The sequence below is a fragment of the Micromonospora sicca genome, assembly GCF_003172935.1.
Taxonomy (GTDB): domain Bacteria; phylum Actinomycetota; class Actinomycetes; order Mycobacteriales; family Micromonosporaceae; genus Micromonospora; species Micromonospora sicca.
Window position 1 is genome coordinate 1 of record NZ_QGKS01000493.1, and the last position, 20,576, is coordinate 20,576.

The 20,576-nt window shown below is 69.4% G+C and carries 17 protein-coding genes; 9 read left to right on the plus strand and 8 right to left on the minus strand.

Annotation, left to right across the window (positions count from 1 at the left end; genetic code table 11):
* Positions 1-1,046: D-alanyl-D-alanine carboxypeptidase family protein (locus tag DKT69_RS35445; protein ID WP_109805787.1), on the plus strand; the 1,046-nt coding region annotated here is incomplete at its 5' end.
* Between the two features lie 115 nt (positions 1,047-1,161).
* Here the strand turns inward: DKT69_RS35445 and DKT69_RS35450 are convergent.
* Both DKT69_RS35450 and DKT69_RS35455 read right to left on the minus strand, forming a co-directional pair.
* Positions 1,162-1,464 (minus strand): hypothetical protein, encoded by a 303-nt coding sequence (locus DKT69_RS35450; protein ID WP_236648636.1) that lies wholly within the window; start codon positions 1,462-1,464, stop codon positions 1,162-1,164.
* The gene (locus tag DKT69_RS35455; RefSeq protein WP_236648638.1) at positions 1,458-1,742 is read right to left on the minus strand and encodes a hypothetical protein; all 285 of its coding nucleotides are present in this window, start codon (positions 1,740-1,742) and stop codon (positions 1,458-1,460) included. The genes DKT69_RS35450 and DKT69_RS35455 overlap by 7 nt, the downstream gene beginning before the upstream one ends.
* Before the next feature lie 196 nt (positions 1,743-1,938).
* On the opposite strand from DKT69_RS35455, the gene DKT69_RS35460 reads away from it, so the two are divergent.
* On the plus strand, positions 1,939-2,754 hold the full coding sequence (locus DKT69_RS35460) for a hypothetical protein (protein ID WP_146231305.1): 816 nt from the start codon (positions 1,939-1,941) through the stop codon (positions 2,752-2,754).
* Positions 2,755-2,795: 41 nt separating this feature from the next.
* Here the strand turns inward: DKT69_RS35460 and DKT69_RS35465 are convergent, their stop codons facing one another.
* From DKT69_RS35465 to DKT69_RS35480, 4 genes are all read right to left on the minus strand, one after another.
* Entirely contained in the window at positions 2,796-4,457 is a 1,662-nt protein-coding gene (locus DKT69_RS35465; protein ID WP_109805734.1) for a glycoside hydrolase family 10-like protein, read from the minus strand.
* Positions 4,458-4,583: 126 nt separating this feature from the next.
* The gene (locus tag DKT69_RS35470; protein ID WP_109805735.1) at positions 4,584-5,198 is read right to left on the minus strand and encodes an FMN reductase; all 615 of its coding nucleotides are present in this window, start codon (positions 5,196-5,198) and stop codon (positions 4,584-4,586) included.
* On the minus strand, positions 5,195-6,280 hold the full coding sequence (locus DKT69_RS35475) for an LLM class flavin-dependent oxidoreductase (RefSeq protein ID WP_109805736.1): 1,086 nt from the start codon (positions 6,278-6,280) through the stop codon (positions 5,195-5,197). The genes DKT69_RS35470 and DKT69_RS35475 overlap by 4 nt, the downstream gene beginning before the upstream one ends.
* Before the next feature lie 156 nt (positions 6,281-6,436).
* Complete coding sequence (locus DKT69_RS35480; protein WP_109805737.1) at positions 6,437-7,027, minus strand: NADPH-dependent FMN reductase; 591 nt, start codon at positions 7,025-7,027, stop codon at positions 6,437-6,439.
* Between the two features lie 206 nt (positions 7,028-7,233).
* Here DKT69_RS35480 and msrB point away from each other — a divergent pair, with 206 nt between their 5' ends.
* The 3 genes from msrB (at position 7,234) to DKT69_RS35495 (ending at position 8,768) form a co-directional block, all read left to right on the plus strand.
* Positions 7,234-7,701 carry a peptide-methionine (R)-S-oxide reductase MsrB gene (msrB, locus tag DKT69_RS35485; RefSeq protein ID WP_109805738.1) on the plus strand — a complete coding sequence of 156 codons (468 nt, stop codon included), beginning with the start codon at positions 7,234-7,236 and terminating at the stop codon, positions 7,699-7,701.
* Entirely contained in the window at positions 7,698-8,216 is a 519-nt protein-coding gene (gene msrA / locus DKT69_RS35490; RefSeq protein WP_109805739.1) for a peptide-methionine (S)-S-oxide reductase MsrA, read from the plus strand. The genes msrB and msrA overlap by 4 nt, the downstream gene beginning before the upstream one ends.
* 75 nt (positions 8,217-8,291) lie before the next feature.
* Entirely contained in the window at positions 8,292-8,768 is a 477-nt protein-coding gene (locus tag DKT69_RS35495; RefSeq protein WP_109805740.1) for a heme-degrading domain-containing protein, read from the plus strand.
* 114 nt (positions 8,769-8,882) lie between these two features.
* On the opposite strand, the gene DKT69_RS35500 is transcribed toward DKT69_RS35495, so the two are convergent.
* Positions 8,883-14,474, minus strand: a complete 5,592-nt coding sequence (locus DKT69_RS35500; protein WP_236648639.1) for a GH92 family glycosyl hydrolase — start codon at positions 14,472-14,474, stop codon at positions 8,883-8,885.
* Positions 14,475-15,300: 826 nt separating this feature from the next.
* Between DKT69_RS35500 and DKT69_RS35505 the strand changes: the two genes are divergently transcribed.
* From DKT69_RS35505 to DKT69_RS35515, 4 genes are all read left to right on the plus strand, one after another.
* Entirely contained in the window at positions 15,301-17,433 is a 2,133-nt protein-coding gene (locus DKT69_RS35505; RefSeq protein ID WP_236648640.1) for a carbohydrate-binding protein, read from the plus strand.
* 55 nt (positions 17,434-17,488) lie between these two features.
* Positions 17,489-18,046, plus strand: a complete 558-nt coding sequence (locus DKT69_RS35510; protein WP_109805743.1) for a hypothetical protein — start codon at positions 17,489-17,491, stop codon at positions 18,044-18,046.
* Between the two features lie 126 nt (positions 18,047-18,172).
* The gene (locus DKT69_RS40785; RefSeq protein WP_255420261.1) at positions 18,173-18,298 is read left to right on the plus strand and encodes a hypothetical protein; all 126 of its coding nucleotides are present in this window, start codon (positions 18,173-18,175) and stop codon (positions 18,296-18,298) included.
* A gap of 533 nt (positions 18,299-18,831) precedes the next feature.
* Positions 18,832-19,563, plus strand: coding sequence for a zinc metalloprotease (locus DKT69_RS35515; RefSeq protein WP_236648641.1), 732 nt, complete (start codon positions 18,832-18,834; stop codon positions 19,561-19,563).
* A gap of 310 nt (positions 19,564-19,873) precedes the next feature.
* Here the strand turns inward: DKT69_RS35515 and DKT69_RS35520 are convergent, their stop codons facing one another.
* Positions 19,874-20,368: a dihydrofolate reductase family protein gene (locus DKT69_RS35520; protein WP_236648643.1), complete on the minus strand. Its 495-nt coding sequence runs from the start codon at positions 20,366-20,368 to the stop codon at positions 19,874-19,876.
* Between the last annotated feature and the right edge of the window lie 208 nt (positions 20,369-20,576).

Below are 20,576 nucleotides of genomic sequence, written 5' to 3' on the forward strand. Positions count from 1 at the left end.
ACCCCGCCCAGGCGGCAGTCGGGGGGCAGGCGCTGGCGACATCAGGGTTGGCCATTCCCGCGGACGCGCCGACGGCGCCGGCGGTGACCGCCACCTCATGGCTGGTGGCGGACCTGAACACTGGTGAGGTGCTCGGCGGGTGCGGCCCCCACGAGCACCGAACGCCGGCCAGTGTGCAGAAGCTGCTGCTGGCGGCGACCCTGATGCCCCGCCTCGATCCGACCCAGGTCGTCGAGGTGACCCGGGCGGATCTGCGCGATCTCGATCCGGCCAGTTCGCTGATGGGGGTGGTCGAGGGCGGCCGGTACTCGATCGAGAGCCTGTGGCTGGGACTCCTGCTCCGATCGGGGAACGACGCGGCCAACGTGCTGGCTCGCGTCGGCGGCGGCAACGCCGGCAGGCAGGGTGGCGTGCAGGCGATGAACGACGAAGCGCGCCGGCTGGGCGCGAACCAGACCCACGCGGCAACCCCCTCGGGCCTCGACGGCCCCGGTCAATACACCAGCGCGTACGACCTCGCGCTGATCGCGCGGGCCACCTTCGCCCGGGAAGACTTTCGGCGCTACATCGCGACCACGGTGGCGCAGATACCGGAACGGCCGGGAACGCCGGGATTCCAGATCACCCACGACAACACGCTGCTGGGCATATATCCCGGAACGCTCGGAGGGAAGACGGGCTTCACCGACCTGGCTCGGCAGACGTACGTCGGCGTGGCCGAACGCGACGGCCGGCGGCTCGCGGTGACCCTGCTCGGCGCGGAGACCGCGCCGCTGGGGAGTTTCGGAGAGGCGACAGCCCTGCTCAACTGGGGCTTCGCTCTTCCTCCCGGCGCGTCCGTCGGCCGGCTGGTCACACCGGAGGAGAAGAAGAACGAGCGTCCCGTGGTCCCCGTCAAGGGCGAGCCGGAGGGTCGGCCAGCGGAGTCGTCATCGTTCGCGTGGCCGACCGGGCTCGGCATCGGCGCTGCCCTCGTCCTGGCCGTCCTGATCCTGGCAGTTCCGTGGCGGCGCACGGGTGCGAGGCGAGGAGCCCGCCAAGGGTAGCCAGGTCGATCCGCACTCGCACGACCCGGTTTCCTGTTGCCGGGAAATGACGCGCCGCTGATCCCGCCCCCGCCTGGGCAGGTGCGGGACCAACGTCGGTCGGCAGCCGGCGGGCTCAGCAGAACCAGCCGTCCTGCACCCATCCGTTGCGGTTGACGTGGCCGTAGGCGAAGCCGTAGATGTAGCCGCCGCTCCTGGGGCCCTGCACCAGGAAGGTCTGCCCGGCATACAGGGTGCCCATCCAGGCGCCTCCCGGGTCGGTGCGTACGAACAACGAGTCCGCGCAGACGGTCTCGCGCACGCCGATGGTGCCGTTGGCGGCCTGCGCCGGCGACCCGATCGCCAGCAGTGCGGCAGCGGTTGCGGCCGCGACCCCGAAGCGGGCCGCGCGCACGGGCCGGGATGGCGATGTCACCATGAGTCGTAGCCTCCGATGCACTCGATGCGCATGTAGCCCCAGTCGTTGGGGCCGAAGTCGAAGGTGGCCGCCCAGCCGTTGTAGACCGGGTGGGCTCCGGGCGTGTGACCGATCTTGTCGCCGTAGTACAGCACCCGCTTGAGGCCGTACGGGCCCGAGACCGAGTCGTAGTTGTCGTAGAAGCTGGCGCTCTGGCAGATGTTGATGGCGTGGCGCGGCACGACATAGGCCTGGGCAGCGGACGGCGCGACCAACATGATGCCCAGTGCCGTGGCCATCGCGACGGCCTTGGGTAGCAATCGCATATTGATCCCTTTCCCTGGAAGGGTGTGCGCGCCAAGGTAGCAGGGCCTGAAAGATGTATGCAAGATGCGGACAAGGTCCGCAGGTTTCCTGCAAGCCGCGGGAGAAGGAGATTGCCACATCGTCAGCTGTCGTTGTAGGTTGTCGCCTAACCTTCATCGAGGAGTGACGATGGGCTGGCGACGTAGCGCGACAAGGTCCGGTCTGGTGCTGGCCGTCGTCATGGCGGTGACCGCCCTGGTCGCCCCGTCGCCGGCCGTGGCCTGGGGGTACGGCGTCAACCGGGTACAGACCGCGGCCGAGGACTCGTGGGCGCAGACCGGCATGGGACCAGGCTGGGTGCTGCTGAGCTACAAGGCCAACGGGCCGATGGTGGGCTACCTGTTCGCCCGTGACTTCGTCTTCGCCGACGGCGTCGTCAAGTCCAGCTTCGACCACATGGACATCCGCGACACCGGTGACGCCAGCGCCGGCAACACCGAGGGCATCACCCGCTGGCCCTGGGGGTACGCCGGCGGCAGCTTCGACGGGTGCGCCTACGCCTACGGCACCCGTAAGTTCGCCATCGAGCGCACCGGCTTCATGTCCTCGAGCTGTGCCGGCGGCCCCAACGTGGTCGGCTCCAGCAACGCCGACGGGTCCCCGGACCAGCTGCGCTGGTGGCACTCCGAGCAGGTGTTCTGCACTGCCAACAGCGTCGACCCGCTGTGCAGCCCGTACGGGGTGTGGAGCGAGAACAAGGGCGGCGGACTCAAGACCACCACGGCCCGCACCACCTGCACCGCCTACGGCAACATCGGCGCCGCCGCGGCCTACGGGTCGGGACCGGCGGTCGCCGTCCATCGACTCGGTACCGCACCGGCCGGCGCCAGCATCGACATCCGGTACGTCACCAAGGACCGTCAGTGGATCATGGCGAAGTGGACCGGGAACCGTTTCGCCGCAGGGATCGCGTGGGCTTTCCTGCCCCGATCCTGCGTATGGTGACCCGCCACCACCTGCGTTCGGCCACCGGACGCCACGGACCCTTACTGCGCGGCGACGGCCGCCGGCGCGCTGAGTGGGCCCTCGTTTCCGCTGCGGTCCAGTCCGGACACGCAGTAGGAGAGCGGGCGGTCGGCCGGGGCGGTGCGGTCCACCCAGCCGGCGCCCCGGGCGGTGCCGACGAGCCGGGCCGCGTCGCCGTCCACCCGGTAGACGGCGTAACTCGTCGCGCCGTCCCCGCGCCAGGTCAGCACCACCCCGCCGGCGTCCGCACGCCGCGCTGCGGTGACCGCCGGTGCGGCCGGCGGCGCCGCCGGTAGCTGCGCCATCGCGGGCACCAGCGCCGGGCCCCCGTAGTGCGCCTTGCTGTACCGGCTGACCGCCCCGAGCTTGTCGGCGCGGACCTGCCTGGCGCTGAAGTGCACGCTTCCGCGCACGCCGTATCGGCGGTTGAGGGCGAGCTGGCGGTCCAGTTCGGCCGGGTCGCGCCAGGCGCCGCGCTCGCCCACCCGGTAGTCGGCCTGGCCGATGTAGAGCTGCACCCGGGTGCCCTGCACCGTGGCCGCCCACCACGGCAGCAGCTTGGCGTAGTCGGCCTTGCCGAACCCGATGTGCCAGTAGAGCTGGGGCACGACGTAGTCCAGCCACTGCTTCCGCACCCAGAGCCGGGTGTCGGCGTAGATGTCGTCGTAGCTCTGCAGGCCCGCGGTCGCCGAGCCGGCCGGGTCGGTGCGCTCGTTGCGCCAGATGCCGAACGGGCTGATCCCGAACTTCACCCACGGCTTGATCGCCTTGATCCGCTCGCTCATCTCGCGGACCAGCGTGTTCACGTTGTCCCGGCGCCAGGCGTCCCTGTCCGCGAACCGCCCGCCGTACCGGGCGAACGCCGCGTCGTCCGGGAAGTCCTGCCCGGCCTCCGGGTACGGGTAGAAGAAGTCGTCGAAGTGCACTCCGTCGACGTCGTACCGCTGGACCGCCTCCAGCATCGAGTCCTCGACGAACGTGCGCGCCTCCGGGACACCCGGGTTGAAGTAGAGGCGGCTGCCGGGACGGTCGGCGCTGGGATAGGTCACCACCCAGTCGCGGTGCCGCCGCAGCGGGTGGGTCGGCGCGAGCTGGTCCAGCCGAGGGCCGGGCCCGCCCACCGTGGCCGGCTGCCCGCCCCGGTACGGGTTGAACCAGGCGTGGAACTCCAGGTTGCGGGCGTGCGCCTCGCCCACCATGAACTCCATCGGGTCCCAGCCCGGGTCGCGGCTGTCGCGTCGCCCGGTCAGCCACTCCGACCACGGCGCGTAGCTGGACGGCCAGAGCGCGTCCCCGCTCGGCCGCACGTGCACGAAGACCGCGTTGTGGTGGTGCCGCACGGCCAGGTCCAGCCAGCCCCGGAACTCCGCCCGCACCGTCTCGGCCGGCAGCCCGCGCCGACTCGGCCAGTCGATGTTGTTCACCGTCGTGATCCACATGCCCCGCAACTCGCGAGGCGCCCGGGCCGGCCGGCCGGCACAGGCGGCGGTGCCACCCGCCGGGCCGGCGCCGGGCCCCGCGCCCAGGACGGCCGCGTCGCCCGGCCCCGGTGCACCGCCGTCGCCGATCACCCGATCCCGCAGCGACCAGGCGCCGACCCCGGCGGCCACGGCGAGCGCGGCGACCACCGCGGCGAGTGCTCGGGTACGACGGCGACGGACGGGCGGAGCGGCGGCGGACATTGCCCCAGTCTTCCCAGTGCTGCCCGCGGGGTGAACCAGTTGGACCGTTACTTAACGATCAGATAAGGCCGACCGCTGACGCTGTGCGGCCACGCGGTGCGGCGGCCCGGCGCGCCGCGACTGAGGTCACTCGCCGGCGAGCAGCTGCTCGAACGGCGTCGGGACGTCGAAGGGATCAAGGTGGGTGGGCTTTTCCCGCCGATCGACCTCGCGGGCCAGTTCGCCGGCCGCCCGGTCGATCCGGTGGACCAGCTGATCCTGTGCCGTGTCGCCGGCACCCCAGTCCTCCGGGGCGGCGAACACCGCGGTCGGCAGGACCACCGCGTGCAGGTAGGCGAAGAGCGGCCGCAGCGCGTGTTCCAGCACCAGCGAGTGCCGTCCCGTCCCCCCGGTGGCGGCGATCAGTACCGGCTTGTCCACCAGCGCGGTGTCGTCGAGGACATCGACGAACATCTTGAAGATCCCGTTGTACGACGCGCTGAACGTCGGCGTGACCGTGATCAGTGCGTCCGCGCGCGCGACGGTCTCGTGCACCCGCTTCAGCTCCTCGGACGGGTAGCCGGCGAGCAGGTTGTCGACCAGGTCGTGCCCGTGGTCGCGCAACTCGATGAGCTCGACGTCGACCTCGGCACCGAGCTGTTCCAGCTCGCGCCGGGCCGCAGCGGCGAGCCGGTCGGCGAGCATCCGGGTCGACGACGGCTGCCGCAGACCGGCCGACACGACTGCGATGGTCCGCCTCATCGGTTCTCCCCCGCCGCAGCGGCCTTCAGCGAGGCGTGCGTCGGGGCGTTCGGCACGTGTGCGGGGCGGCCCACCGCGAACTCCTTGCGCAGCACCTGCACGACCTCGCCGAGCATCTCGATCTGCTGGAGCACCGTCTTCCGCGGCACGCCGATCCCGTCGACGTTGAAGAGCTGGCGCTGGTAGTCGCCGCCCGCGTACTCGCGGAAGGCCAGGGTCCGGTCGATCACCTCCTGCGGGCTGCCGACCAGGAGGGCCGTCTGCCGCATCGTCTCCTCCAACGACGGCCCATGCCCGTAGGCCGCCGAGTTGTCGAAGTACGGGCGGAACTCGCGGACCGCGTCCTGCGAGTTCTTCCGCATGAACACCTGCGCGCCCAGGCCCACGATGGCCTGGTCCGCGGAGCCGTGCCCGTAATGCTCGAACCGCCGGCGGTAGAGCCCGACCATCCGTTGGACGTGCTCCTTGGGCCACAGGAGGTTGTTGTGCAGGAACCCGTCGCCGTAGTACGCCGCCTGCTCGGCGATCTCAGGGCTGCGGATCGAGCCGTGCCACACGAACGGCGGTACGCCGTCCAGCGGCCGGGGGGTCGAGGTGAACGACTGCAACGGGGTGCGGAACTTGCCCTGCCAGTCGACCACCTCCTCGCGCCACAGCCGGCGCAGCAGGTCGTAGTTCTCGACGGCGAGCGGGATGGCGTTGCGGATGTCCTGGCCGAACCACGGGTAGACCGGTCCGGTGTTACCGCGCCCCATCATCAGGTCGACCCGACCGTCGGCCAGGTGCTGGAGCATCGCGTAGTCCTCGGCGATCTTCACCGGGTCGTTGGTCGTGATCAACGTGGTCGAGGTGGACAGCACGATCTTGTCCGTCCGGGCAGCGACGTGGCCCAGCAGCGTGGTGGGCGAGGACGGGAAGAACGGCGGGTTGTGGTGCTCACCGATGGCGAAGACGTCCAGGCCCACCTCCTCGGCCAGCTTCGCGTACTCCACGACGGCCTTGATCCGCTCGTGCTCGGACGGATTCCGTCCCGTCATTGGGTCGCGGGCCACATCGCCCACGCCAAAGATTCCGAACTGCATCTCAGCTCGCCTGCCTCGCTCGTTCCGATGACGCTTGACCCCATCAGCAACCCGGGGCGAACGAGGCAAATTCCTTGACCAAGCAAGTATCTTGAAGTGGCGGCGCTCACGGGGCGCCCGGCGAGCGCCGGGCTTCCCCTACCGCCGCGCGGCGGGCTACGTACCGGACTGGGCCGTCGCCATCGTCGTGCCAGCCCGCAGGGTCGCCAACGCGCCGCTCCAGGCCGCCAACTGGTCGAGCATCGTGTTCACCGCATCGACCTGGTGAGGGCCGGGCTTGAAGACGCTGAAGTTCTCGAAGTCGGTGAAGAGCGAGAGGGCCACCTGCGCCCGTACGTCCGCGATCTGCAACTCGGCCACCACCAGGCGCAGGTGCTCCACCGCCCGGGTGCCGCCGACACTGCCGTAGCTGACGAACCCGGCCGCCTTGTTGTTCCACTCGGCGTAGATAAAGTCGATCGCGTTCTTCAGCGCCCCGGACGTGGAGTGGTTGTACTCCGGCGTCACGAAGATGTACCCGTCGAACGAGGCGATCTTTTCGGCCCACCGCAGGGTGTGCGGCTGGGTGTACTGGCCCATCGACGGGGGTGTCATCTCGTCGAGGTGCGGCAGGTTGAAGTCCTTGAGGTCGACGAGTTCGTACTCGGCGTCGCCACGCTTGCTGGCGATGTCGTGCACCCAGCGGGCCACCGCCTCCCCGTTACGACCGGGACGGGTGCTGCCGATGATGATGCCGATTCTGGTCATTGCCGCCCTTCCTTCCGTGTCCCGAGGCGCTCGGGAGCCGTCGGCGGTTACCCCGTCTGCGTGGTTTCGAACGGGCACGGGCGTTCCGGTCGCCCGCCGAGACGGCGGTTAGTCAAGCGCAGGCGGGGTAGGCCCTGCTGACGTGTCTGGTGCGGGCCGGTTGAACCTGGCCCCTCCTGCCGACGACCCATCGGGGAGGACCGACGGTGTCACACGACTATCGCAAGAACCCGGAGGCGATTTCTCGGCTGTCGCCGGAGCAGTATCGGGTCACCCAGGAAGCCGAGACGGAGCCACCCTTCAACAACGCGTACTGGGACAACGAGGAGGCGGGCCTCTACGTCGACATCGTGTCCGGTGAACCCCTGTTCGCTTCCGTCAACAAGTACGACAGCGGTACCGGCTGGCCGACTTTCACCAGGCCGGTCGAAGCGGAAAACGTGGTCGAACTCCAGGACTCGACCCTCGGCATCACCCGCACCGAGGTCCGGTCGGCGCGCGGGGACAGCCACCTTGGCCACGTGTTCGACGATGGTCCCCCGGAAGCCGGCGGGTTGCGTTACTGCATGAACTCCGCCGCACTCCGGTTCATCCCCCGCGACGACCTCGAGCGTGCGGGTTATGGGGAGTACCGCAACGTGTTCGAGCAGGCAGACCGGGGAGCGAAGCGATGACCGACACGACTGAGAAGGCGATCCTGGCTGGCGGCTGCTTCTGGGGAATGCAGGACCTCATCCGCAAACGCGACGGCGTGCTGGCCACCAGGGTCGGGTACACCGGCGGGGACGTCCCGAATGCGACGTACCAGAACCATGGCACCCACGCCGAGGCGATCGAGATCGTCTTCGACCCGGCGAAGCTGTCCTACCGGGATCTCCTCGAGTTCTTCTTCCAGGTCCACGACCCGACAACGAAGAATCGTCAGGGCAACGACGTCGGCACCAGCTACCGGTCAGCCATCTTCTACTGCGACGACCAGCAGCGGCAGGTCGCAGAGGACACGATCGCCGACGTCGACGCCTCTGGCCTCTGGCCGGGCAAGGTGGTCACCGAGGTCAGCCCGGCCGGACCTTTCTGGGAGGCTGAGCCGGAACATCAGGACTACCTGGAGCGGTATCCCGCAGGCTACACGTGCCATTTCGTACGGCCGGACTGGAAACTTCCCCGCCGCGGGGAGAGCGGCAGCTAGGTACTCCAGCGCGGGAGGGGACAATCGGTCTTCACCGAACCGGGGCAGTCCCCACTCGACGAGACGGAGGTGCGTATGCCACCTGACCAGGACCCGTGGCCGACGCTGGAGGAGTTGCTGCGCGAGGAGGGCGAGCTGGAGCTGCCGGGCCTGTCGGAGTCGGACGCGTACGAGTTGGGGATGCTGGCCGTTGCCGCCGCGCGGGAGCAGCGGCTACCGATCGCGGTGGGTGTGTGGCGGGCCGGGCGCCAGCTGTTCCACTGCGGCCTGCCGGGTTCGACGCGGGACAACGACGGGTGGCTGCGCCGCAAGGGACGGGTGGTGATGCGGTTCGAGCACTCGTCCCTGTACATGTCCCGGCTCTGTCGGGACCAGCAGGTGACGCTGACGGAGAAGTTCGGGTTGCCCGCCTCGCGGTACGCGGCCGCCGGGGGCGCGGTGCCACTGCGCGTTCGCGCCACCGGCGTGGTGGGTTGGTTCGGCGTTTCCGGGCTTCCGCAACTGGCGGACCACCGCTTCGTCGTTGAGACGCTTCGCACGTTCTCGCACTAGCTGTCTCCCGCTGCCGTGCAGCCCGACCGGCCGCACCGCACCCCGGCAAGGCTGAGAGGCGGATCCTGGGCGGGCCGTGATCACGGCCCGCCCAGGCGCTGTGCTACCCCCTGCTCACTTCGGGCCGGTGACGGTGAACGGCAGCGCAACCCGCGTCCCGGAATCGGCACCCGCCACCGTGATGCTGGTCGAGCCCGCCCCCGCATTCCCCGGAACGCTGACGGTCGCGCCGGAGATGACGCCGTCACCATTCGCCCGCACCGTGCTGGTCGCGAGGCCCTCACCAAAGCTGATCGTGAGCACCTCGTTCGGCGCGAATCCGGAACCGTCGACCGTGATCGTCGTACCGCGCGGTCCCGACGTGGTCGACAGCGCCACCTGCGGTTGGTACGTCGGCTCTTCCGGCTCCCCGGTCACCCGGGCGGTCGCCGTCGCCGGTGTCCGCGAGGACGCGCCGGTGGCGGTGACGGAGTACCGGCCGGGCTGCGCGTCACGGGACGTCGCGATCGACGCGTGTACCGCTCCCGCCCCGGAGGCCGCGACCGTCATGCTCCGCGCGGGACTGGTGCCGAGAGTCACGGTCACCTGCTCGCCGGCGGCGAACCCGCTGCCGTCGACGGTGATCGCGTCACCGGCGGCGACGGTGGCGGACGCGGACACCGCGGTCGTCGGCTGGAGTCCGCCACGCGCCACGGTCACGGTGAAGGTCTCCGTGCTGCTCGACCGGGTGTCCCAGGCGGTGACGTGCACCGTGTACGTGCCCTCCTGCGCGTAGGTGTGCTGTCCGCTCATCGCACCGGCCGGGCCGACCGTGACGTCGTCCGGAACCGTGCCGTCACCCCACTGGACGCGGGCGTGGTAGCCGGTCGGGTCGGGAACGCCGCCGGTGACCGAGCCGAGGTTCGCCGAGAGGACCTGTCCGGCGGTGGCCGTCTGGTCCTTCGGGGCGGTGGTGGCCAACGCGGGGGCCGGCGTGCCGTCGTCCGCGATGGCGAACACGTGGATCCGGCCCGCCGACCCGGGGTCGCCGGTCTGCGTCGGCAGGGTCACCGACACGAGCGTCTTGCCCGTCGGGATCTGGTACGGCGTGGTGGCGAACAGGAACGGCTGGGCGCCGTCCCGGCTCGTGCCGCTCAGCCGGTACGCGGCCTTCGCGACGACGATGTTGCCGTAGGACGGGGTGCCGTTCGCGTTGCCACCCAGCGTCCAGTCACTCATCTGGATCGGGATGCTGGCGGTGCTGCCGTCGCTGAACGTCGCCGTGCCGGTGGTGCTCTGGTTGCCCTGCGTACCGGCACCGATGAACGAGACGCTCTTGGCATCGGTCGGAAGGTTGAGGACGATCGTCCTGCCGTTGCCGGTCGCGTCGTCCGGCTGCCCGGCCGGGATCGCCGGCAGCGTGAAGTGCAGGCCCGTGCCGGGTACCTGGTGCTGCTGGCCCTGGGTCACGCCGGCTGCCGCGAGGGCGGCCCGCGAGTACGACCACGACTTGGCGTCGCAGTTCGCCGCGAGGGCGCCCTCGTCGCCGATGCAGACGGTGTCGAAGGCCGCGGTGAGGCCCGAACTCGGCGCGTAGGCCACGTCGACGCCGACGGTTGCCGAGCTCTGGCTGCTGCCGTCGGTCACCGTGACGCCGGCCTGGTGGTAACCCGGCTTGGCGTAGGTGTGCGAGCCGCTGACGCTGTACACGCCGCGCGAGCTCACGGCCAGCGTGCCGGGGGTGGCCGGCGAGCCGTCGCCCCAGTCGATCGTGGCCTGGTAGCCGGTGGCGGCGCCCCCGGTGACGGTGGCCAGTGGCACCGACACCGCGGCACCGGAGGTGGCGTGCACGCTGCTCGCGGCGGTGACCGCGACGGCGCCGCCGCCGAGCTCGACGTCGCCGCCGGCGAGCAACTCGATCTCGGCGAGGGTCGTCTTCTCGGCGCCGACCGTCTTCGTCACGGCCAGGCGGAACTGCGCGAACTGCCCCGGATCGCTGATCCTGAACGGCCGGGTCTGGGCGCGCCACGGGAACGCTTCGCCGCTGCGGGAGTCGACGGTGGTCCAGGTGATCCCGTCGTTGGAGCCCTGCAACCGCCAGTCCGTCGGGTCGCCCGCACTCGCCCCGGAGGTGAGCGTGTAGTAGGTCGGCGTCTGCTTGCCGCCGCGGAACACCCAGGTGATCTGCGGCGTGCCGGTGGCGAAGGTCAGCTGGGTGGTCGACGAGTCGTCGAACAGCTTGGCGGCGTCCTGCCCGCCGCTCGCGGTGGCGGTGCCGAGACCGGGGCCGGTGGTGTCCTGCAACGGCTTGGGCACGGCGTTGCCCTGGGTCAGGGACGGCGGCGCGTCGGTCTTTCCGGTGCCCCAGGACGACGGATTCGCGCCCATCTGGAAGTCGATCGTGCCGCCGCGGGCGAGGACCGCCGAGTCGATGGACGTCTCGCGCTGCGCCTTGCCGTTGACCTCCACGCTCTGCACGTAGACGTTCCTGGTGCTGTTGTTCGGCGCGTTGACGACGATGTCGCCACTGTGCCGGTGGACGGTCATCCGGGTGAACTGCGGCGAGCCGATGGCCCAGTTGGACGAGCCGGCCTGCAGTGGGTAGATGCCCAGTGAGCTGAGGATGTACCAAGCGGACAGCTCGCCGTTGTCCTCGTCGCCCGGGTAGCCCTGGCCGATCTCACTGCCGACGTAGAGGCGCTGCAGGATCTCCCGCACGATCGCCTGCGTCTTGGCGGGCGCGCCTGCCGAGTCGTACATGTACGGGATGTGGTGCGACGGTTGGTTGCTCATGCCGAGTTGGCCCATGCGTACCGCACGCGCCTCGAGCATCTCGTGGATCGTTCCGCCGTACCCGCCCGGATGGTCGGCGTTCTCCGGGGTGGCGAAGAACTGGTCGAGCTTCTCCTTCAACGCCTCCTGCCCGCCGTACAGGTTGGCGAGCCCCTGACCGTCCTGCGGGGCGGTGAACGCGTAGTTCCACCCGTCGGTCTCGGTGTAGACGCCACCCCAGTCCAGCGGGTCGCCGGCGAGGAAGTTGCCGGCCGGGTCGCGTCCCTGGAAGAACTTCGTCTTTGCGTCGAAGAGGTTGACGTAGTTGCGGGCCCGCTGCAGGAAGTACCGCGACTCCTCGTTGAGCCGGTCGCGCTCCGACCTCGGCGTGGCCGGGTCCTTGGCCAGGGCCGCGCCCATGTTGCCGATGCCGTAGTCGTTGATGAAGCCTTCCAACGCCCACGACACCGACTCGCCAGTGGAGGTCGGCGTGTACCCGAGGAACAGGGAGGTCTCGATGCCCTTGCGGCCGACCTCGCTGCGCCCGGACGCCACGGTCGCGTCCTTGATCGCCGCGTCGTAGGCGCCGAGCGGGTCGGGCAGCTTGACGCCGTTGAGGTACGCCTGGGCCATCGCGACGTCCGCGCTGGTGCCGGTCATCAGGTCGGCGTAGCCGGGCGACGACCAGCGGGCGATCCACCCGCCGTCTCGGTACTGCTGGACGAACCCGTCGGCGATCCTGGCGGCGACGTCCGGGTACAGCAGCGAGTACGCGGGCCAGACCGTGCGGTAGGTGTCCCAGAACCCGTTGTTGACGTAGATCTGCCCGTCGACGATCTTCGCGCCGGTCTGGGTGGCCGTCGACGGGCCGGTCGGCGCCGACACCGGGCTCGCGTACCGCCAGTGCGGCGCGGTGGCGGTGCCGGTGTTCTCCGACTGCGAGTTCGGATACAGGTTCAGCCGGTACAGGTTCGAGTACAGGGTGACCAGTTGCGTCTCGCTCGCCCCCTGGACGTCGATCCGGCCGAGCCGGTCCTCCCATGCCGCGGTGGCGGCCGCGTGGACCTGGTCGAGGCTGTTGCCGGTGACCTCCAGGTCGAGGTTCCGGTGCGCCTGGTCGACCGAGATGAACGACGTGGCGATGCGCAGCGTCACCTGCGAGTTCCCGGAGGTGTCGAAGGTGGCGGAGGTGGCGGAGGACGTCGTCGGCGCCCGGTCGAAGGTGCCGGACACGAACATCCGGCTGCGACCGGCCGACAGGCCGCTTCCGTTGTCGACCCAGCCGGTGAACGTGCCGTCCGTACCGATGGTGAACGTGCCGTTGTAGAAGACGAGGCTTCCGGTGGCCTGCCCGGACGGGAAGGTGAACGCCATGATCCCACCGTGGTCGGTGGGCGACATCCGCGCGACCAGGCCGTTCTGCAGGGTGACCTGATAGAAGTCCGGCCGTGCGATCTCGTCGTCGTGGCTGAAGGCGAGCGCCCGACGGCTGGGCGCGCCGGTGAGCGATCCGCCCGCCGGCACCGGCATGACCGACATCTGGTTGCGATCACCCATCCACGGGCTGGGCTCGTGCGAGATCGCAAGTCCCTGCAGCGTGGGCAGGTTCGCCGCGTTGTTGTTCCGCTGGTACTCGTACTCCCACGAGTTCGAGGTGGCGTTGGTGACGGGCGTGAAGAAGTTGAATCCGTTCGGCATCGCCGAGATCGGCAGGTTGTTGCCGCGCGAGAACGAGCCCGACGCGTTTGTCCCGCGCCGGGTGTCGACGTAATTGGTCAGGCTGGAGTCGTCGATCGGCGTCGGAGCGGCCGCAAGCGTGATGTCGTCGAGCCATCCCTGAAAGCGGGTCGAGGCCGTCGCGTGGGGATCGTCGTAGGCGAGCAGGATGCGGTCGATCGTCTTGCCGTTCGCGACCGCCCCGATCTCCGACTGCACCGCGTTCCACTGGTCGGCGTAGAGCACCTTCGACGCGCCCTGCCCGGCGGCTGTGAGCGGGTATCCGTGCTGGTCCACGGGCGAAAGCAGGCTGAGGTAGCCGCCGTCGGTGAAGTGCAGGTCGACCGCCGCGTAGGTGGACGGATACCGGGTGTCCTGGCCGGTGAACTCGGGGAAGATCTTGTAGGACAACCGGGTCTTCGGCCCGACCGGGATGTCGACGTCGAACAGCTTGTTGGTCGCATTCGAACGACCGTCGGCCTCGGCGCCGCCCGAGTATCGCAGCGAGGCCAGCCCGGTGAATCCGGCCCCGGGCTTCATGTTGTGCCCACTGACCGGCCCGGCGCCGACGACACTGACCATCGGGGTGGCCGGCGGCCTGACGTTCGAGCCGTCGCTGATGTCCCAGTCGGCGAGCTGAACGAGGGAGTCACCGGAGTTCGCGGAGACGTTCAGCCGGTAGTAGCCGTAGGCGGTCGTGTTGCTGAAGCTGTAGGTGTTCGTGGCGAACCGGCCGCTGAAGCTCTGCCCGGTCTGCCGGTTCAGGTCGGTCCACGTGCTGCCGTCGTTGGACCCCTGCACCGTGAAGTCCCTGGGGTCACGGGTCGGTGCGTCGTTCGCGGAGGTCAGCGCGTACCGCACCACCGCCGCCGGCTTGGCCAGCTGGTAGGTCACCCAGCCCGTCGGGCTGAACGCCAGCCACTTGGTCGACGGATTGCCGTCGGTGAGGTTCGCGGCGGTCTCGTTCGGCGGGTTCTCGGCGCTCGCGGTCACCGCATCGACCTGACCGAGCAGGCTGCCGGGCAGGCCGGTGGGGCTCGAGCCGCTCAGGTTCGCCTGGACCGGCTTACCGCTCGCGTCGACCTCGACGGTGCTCGCGGCAGGCTGTGGGTCGGCCGACTCGAACGAGGAGCTGAAACTGCCGGGCGACGCGGGTGCGGCACTGGCCGCAGGTGCGGCGACGAGCAGTCCCGCCGGCAGCAGGACGGCGGCTGTCGCGGCGATCAGTCGGGGGGACAAAGGGCGCGCAAGGGACGGGTACGACATGGGGGCAGGGCCTTTCGACTCGATCCGGGTCGAGTGCGTCGAACGTCTGGGCGGGGAGGACGGTGGCGTGGCTACTGCGGTCGATCGATTGCCATGGAGCGCGAATGTGCCTACCGGGCGCTCAGGCCGGGGGAACCGCCGGTCGGCGTGGGCGTCGGCGCCCTCGTCGGCGCCGGCACGACCTGCTGATCGGCCTGATCCGGGGGCGACGTCGAACAGGTGTAACGCAGCGCCGTCCGAGGTGGACGGCCGCACCACCTGGGCGACCGCTTCGCTCCGGCCGGCCCGTGACGTCGCCGGGAAGACGCGGGCTCGACCGACGGCGTCATGGCGCCACCCGGCAGGACGCTCGCGCCCCTGGTGCCGACCCGGGCATCTCGGCCATGCACTCTCCTTCGGAGTTGCACCGTGCGGGCCATGACATCGTTGTCACAAGGACGCGTGACCTACGAAGACAGGCGTAGTGGACTGTCGCTGATAGTTCCGGCCACACCACGGCCGTGTCAATGGTCCAGCACGAGAGCAGGACTTAAAACGGATGTTGAATTAAGTATTGGCAATATCTTGACTTGAGCCTTGGCGGGGAGCAAAGCTCGCTGACGCCAGCACCGGCCGTCCCACGGGCGCCTCCGGCTCCTGAGGCCGAAGCGTGCGCAAGGACGCTCCCCCGACCCAAGGAGGCGCCGTGAGGCGACCCACCATCGCGGCGCTGGTCGCCGCGTCGGCAACAGCCGGTGTGCTGTGCACAGCCGCGCTGCCGGCGGCAGCGACGGCAGGTACCGCATACCGTGGCCCTGCCGTGGCCGGAACGTACTCCACGGAGGCCGGGACCGGGTGGCACCAGCTGCCCACCGTCCACGTCGGCGACGACCAGGGCGCACCCGCCGACGCGACCGTTGTCGTCGACCCCAGCGAGACGCGCCAGCGCTACTCCGGGATCGGCTTCTCCCTCGACGAGACGAGCGTCTCCAACCTCTGGAAGCTCAGCCCGGCGAAACGCGAGGAGGCCATCCGGCTGCTCGTCGACCCGAAGCACGGCGCGGGACTCGACCGGTTCCGGGTGACGATCGGCAGCCCCGACGTCATCGAACATCTGCCCTTCTGGTCGGAGGACGAACTGCCCGCGGGCGTCACCGAAGACTTCGGCCTGAACTACTTCTCCATCCAGCACGACCTCGACCTGCACATCATCGACACCATCAAGCTGATCCAGCGCTACAACCCGCGCGCCACCTTCTTCGCCTCCGCGTGGAGCGCCCCGGCGTGGATGAAGACGAACAACCGGTTCACCGGCGAGGTCGCGCTCCGCCCGGGCAGCACCACCAGCTACTACCAGGTGGGCAAGCTGCGCGACGACTGCATCGACGTCTTCGCCCGCTACCACGTGAAGTTCGTCCAGGCGTACGCGAAGCACGGCATCCACATCGACGCGCTGACGCTGCTGAACGAGCCCGGCATGGACGTCGTCTATCCGGCCATGGACATCAGCGTGGCGCAGCAGCAGAAGCTGGCTCTTGCGATCGACCGCGAGTTCGCCGCCGCCAGGCTCGACACCGAGCTCTACGTGCATGACTTCAACTTCTGGGACTGGCGCGACCCGAACAGCACCGAGACGAAGAACTACTACCGGATCCTGCAGGACGCACCGGACGGCTCGGTGACAGGTGAGCAGGTGCGTGCGGCGACCGACGCCATCGCCTTCCACCCGTACTGGGGCGACCCGACGGTCATGCGTGACGCGTACGAGCAGACCGGCAAGCCTGTACACATGACCGAGACGAGCGACCTCTCCCCCGCCACGATCCTGAACTACTTCCGGCTGAACGCCAGCTCCTACATTCTCTGGGCGCAGGCGACGGACCAGGACGGTGGGACGCTGCACTGGACGGGCGAGCGGAACAACAACATCGACTGGGAAGAGGTCGGCCGGACGTCGAAGTGGCCCGACCGCCTGGTCAAGGTCGACACCACGAAGGGCGACTTCAGCGTCCGCAACGAGCTGTACCAGCTGGGACAGTTCGCGCGGTACCTGAGCCCGGAGGACGTACGGGTGGAGTCGAGCGCCGCGGCGAACGGCGTGAGCAACGTGGTCTACCGAGGCGAGGCGAACCACTTCGTCGCCGTGCTCGGCAACAGCAACGATGCCGCCACCAGGGTACGTGTGGTGCTCGCCGGCCAGTCCTTCGTCGAGACGGTGCCCGCGCATTCGTTCGCCACGTTCCGGTGGAAGGCACCGCTGCCGCCGACGAAGGGCAATCACGCGCCGGTGCTGGACAACGTGGCCGATGTGGTCGCCGACCAGTACCACCCGGTGCGGGTGCCGCTGACGGCCACCGACGCCGACGGCGACCGACTCGCCTTCTACGCATCCGACCTGCCGGAGGGCACCAGCATCGACGCCGCGACGGGGGTGGTGACGCTTCGTCCCACGGCGGCCGGTGAGCGGGACCTGACGGTCGTCGTCACCGACGGCGTCGCAAGCGACAAGCTGACCGTCCATGTAACCGTGCGGCCGCACGGCGCACCGGTCGGCGAGAAGGTCGAGGCCGAGTCGTACGTCGAGCAGCACGGCTGGGCCGATGGAGGTGGCAACTTCGTCGAGAGCAACGCCGCCGCCAGCGGCGGCAGGAACATCGGCTGGACCGCCGCCGGCAACTGGCTGAAGTACCGCGTCGACATCGCCCAGCCGGGAACCTACGACCTGGAACTGCGGGTGGCCAACGGCACGGGTGCCGCCGTGGCGGGTGCGGTGTCGTTCCGTGACGCGAGTGGTCAGGTGCTGGCAACGGCGTCGGTGCCGGACACGGGCGGCTGGGCGAGCTACCAGTCGGTGCACGTGCCGGTCGCCCTGACGGCCGGCGACCAACTGGTCACGGTGTACTGCGAGAAGGGCGGGTTCAACCTCGACTACTTCCGGCTCGCGCCGCAGTAGTGCGGCGGGCGACTCGGCGTCGGGGTTGAGCCAGCAACCGCCCTATCGGGACGACGTGTGGTTCGACGACCTGAGTTGCGAAGGCGGGGTGCTCATCGACGTTGATGCGCGGCACTTGCTGCTCTTCACCGAACTGGGGCAGTTCTCTCTTGAGCAGCGGTACGCCTACCGTGCGGGGCTGCTCGACGCGTACCGGCGCACCTGGGGCGGGTGGACGGTGAGCTGGGCGTACGACGGGATCGGCGACCTGGTGGCATACCTGGGGGAAGAGCCTGACCAGGTACGCAGCGAGCGCGCCTGGTGGGACGGCCTGTACCCCGACGGCGGGCAGCGGCCGGACGGCCCGGTGGAATACCTCGTCAGCGTGGCCGACGCTGGCCGGTGCCGTCCGTACGCCCTGCCCTTCGAGTCCTGCCCGCCATGGCGCCTCGGCCCACGCCTGCTGGACCGGCTCGACTCGCGCGACCTCGTCACTGCGTGCTCGGCGCACCCGGCGGCGGGGCTGCACCTCGACGTCGCCCGGCGCCGGGCCGGGCTGTGGAGTATCCGGCCGCTGGCCGGGCTGGCTCAGGACTGGTCCGAGCTGTGGCCGGGCTGGGAACTGGAGCTGTAGGGCGACGACCTCAGCCGGCAGGTCGCCGAATGCGTTGGGAGGGTCAACCTGCCCGGCGTTGACCTCGCTGCGGAACGGGCCACGCTGGCCGAACGGGTCGACCGGTACTGGTTCGTCGAGGAGCGCATGCGGGCGGCCGGCCAGGACGTCGACCAGCTCCGGGAGTGGAACCTCGGCGGCATCGGGACCCTCCTCGACGCCCGCGTCACCCCTGACGAACTCGCCCGGGTCGTCGCCCTGATCCGCGGCTGACCGGCCAGCGCGCGGCCTCATGGGCTGGTAGCGGCCCGTGCACGGTCACCGTCGGAGGCATCAGGGGGTCGGGACGGGCGGCATTCCAGGATCGTCGGTACGGCGGCTGATCGATGACGGCCACCCGCGTCCGTTCCAGCTGCGGCGAGGTCGGGATCTGGCGAAGCGATCCCGATCTTGAGGTCTTTTGTCAACGCATGGCGTGTTCTTATAACGGGACGACGAGGTCAGTGACCTTGTCGCGGCGACCGTCGTCCATCCCGCTCGGTGACCCTCCATCCCCATATGTGAAAGGTGCAACGATGCACAGGAGATCGACGTTCCAACTGGCAGTCCTGACCGCTACCGCTGCGACATTCTTGTCGGCCGGTGGAGCCGTCGCGGCGGTGGGGACGGCAGCGCCCGCGATCGCCTCCGCGGGTGTTGCGGCGTGTGAGCCGGGTGCCGAAGGGCACAGCGCGGCGCGGGTGAGCGAGGGCGCCACCGCACAGGAGCCGGAGCTGTAGTCCAAGAATGAGGCAAACGCCTACGGCGTGATCAAGGATTCGCCGCGCCTGCCCAACGGCAGCATCACCGTCCCCACCGTCTTCCACATGATCTCCGACCACGCCCTCGGCGCGGCCGAGACGAACAGGTGGAACACCCTGATCGCGGCGCAGATGACGGTGCTCAACGATTCGTTCGCGGGCCGCACGGCGGCGAACGCCTCCGACACGCCGTTCCGGTTCTCTCTCGTCGACACGACGTGGACGGTGAACAGCGACTGGTACACGGTCGTGCCGGGCAAGAACGAGCGGGACATGAAGCATGCGTTGTACAGCGGCGACTCCCGCACCCTGAACGTGTACGCGGCCAACATCGGCGGGGGGCTCCTCGGCTGGGCGTACTTCCCGAAGGGTTACAACAACGGCCGGGACTACATCGACGGCGTGGTGATGCTCGATGAGTCGATGCCGGGCGGAACCGCGGGCAAGTACGCCCTGGGTGACACGCTGACGCACGAAGTCGGGCACTGGCTGATGCTGGAGCACACCTTCGCGCACGGATGCTCCGCTTCCGGCGACTACGTCGCGGACACTCCGCGGGAGGCGGCGCCGCAGTTCAACTGCCCGGTGGGCGCGGATACCTGCACGGCACCCGGGCTGGACCCGATCCACAACTTCATGGACTACACGCAGGACTCCTGCATGAACATGTTCACCGCCGGACAGGCGGACCGGATGAGCGACGCCTGGGTGGCATTCCGGGCCGGTGGCATCCAGTAACCAAGCCTTGGTGGGCACGTGTCGGGGTTGACGGGCCGCGGCCGGCGGCTCGTCAACCCCTGTTGTGGCTGCTGGATCACCTCAGGCGATACGGCATGCCTGACCGCCGAGAACGGCCGGATCACCCGGATCTGCGCGATCCTCAACCTTGACGCCCGTCCCCTCGAGCTCGGCGCTCAGCGTCTGGGACATCGCGACGAGGTGGGCCAGCTGGCGTGGCCGGTTCGCCGCGGAGGGAACCGGTGGGGCGCTCAAGAGCCGCGAACCAGGGCTCCATGATGCGGCCGGCTCGGGCTAACAAGCCCGATGGCTACCTTCTCGGCTCGTACCGCATCGCCACCGCGCCCGAGCCGAACTCCAGCCGGCTCACGAGCTTGAAGTCGACATGCTTCGATAGTCCGGCGAACAACGTCGGCCCGTGGCCCGCGAGCCTGGGCTGCACCACGAACTCGTACTCATCGATCAATCCCAGCTCCGTCAACGCCAGCGGGAGCTTCACGCCTCCTACGAACAGTCCCTTACCAGGCTCCCGCTTGAGCTGCTGAACGGCCTTGGCCAGATCTCCGCGCACGAGTTCCGCGTTCCAATCGACCCGCTCCAGGGTGCTCGACACGACGTACTTCTTTGCCGCGTTGATCGTCGGGGCGAAGGGTTCCACCCAATCAGGTCTCGCTTCCGTCGGCGCCGGCGGCCGCCACGCTGCCTCCATCATTTCGTAAGTCACCCGGCCAAAGAGAAGCGCATCGGCCTGGTTGAGGTTCCCGACGTGGTGACGATGCAAGTCTTCGTCCTGCGGGAATTGCACGATGATCGCAGCACCCGTCCAATGTGACGTTGATGGAGTACCGAAGGGGTCGCACTTCGCAGGAGTACCGCCGATGGGGTAGACCGGCGGTCGGGCTATGCGACACACCGGCGTTGTTCACCAGCATGGTCAGCGGCTCCAACGCGCACACATCGGCGATCGCGTCCACACCGGCGTCGGTGGACAGGTCTGCAGCCACTACCGGAGG

Excerpts from the sequence above, each read along its gene's own strand:
- DKT69_RS35450 (WP_236648636.1), bottom strand. The coding sequence starts at position 1,464 with ATGGTGACATCGCCATCCCGGCCCGTGCGCGCGGCCCGCTTCGGGGTC.
- DKT69_RS35455 (WP_236648638.1), bottom strand. The coding sequence starts at position 1,742 with ATGGCCACGGCACTGGGCATCATGTTGGTCGCGCCGTCCGCTGCCCAG.
- DKT69_RS35460 (WP_146231305.1), top strand. The coding sequence starts at position 1,939 with ATGGGCTGGCGACGTAGCGCGACAAGGTCCGGTCTGGTGCTGGCCGTC.
- DKT69_RS35465 (WP_109805734.1), bottom strand. The coding sequence starts at position 4,457 with ATGTCCGCCGCCGCTCCGCCCGTCCGTCGCCGTCGTACCCGAGCACTC.
- DKT69_RS35470 (WP_109805735.1), bottom strand. The coding sequence starts at position 5,198 with ATGAGGCGGACCATCGCAGTCGTGTCGGCCGGTCTGCGGCAGCCGTCG.
- DKT69_RS35475 (WP_109805736.1), bottom strand. The coding sequence starts at position 6,280 with ATGCAGTTCGGAATCTTTGGCGTGGGCGATGTGGCCCGCGACCCAATG.
- DKT69_RS35480 (WP_109805737.1), bottom strand. The coding sequence starts at position 7,027 with ATGACCAGAATCGGCATCATCATCGGCAGCACCCGTCCCGGTCGTAAC.
- msrA (WP_109805739.1), top strand. The coding sequence starts at position 7,698 with ATGACCGACACGACTGAGAAGGCGATCCTGGCTGGCGGCTGCTTCTGG.
- DKT69_RS35495 (WP_109805740.1), top strand. The coding sequence starts at position 8,292 with ATGCCACCTGACCAGGACCCGTGGCCGACGCTGGAGGAGTTGCTGCGC.
- DKT69_RS40785 (WP_255420261.1), top strand. The coding sequence starts at position 18,173 with ATGCGGGCGGCCGGCCAGGACGTCGACCAGCTCCGGGAGTGGAACCTC.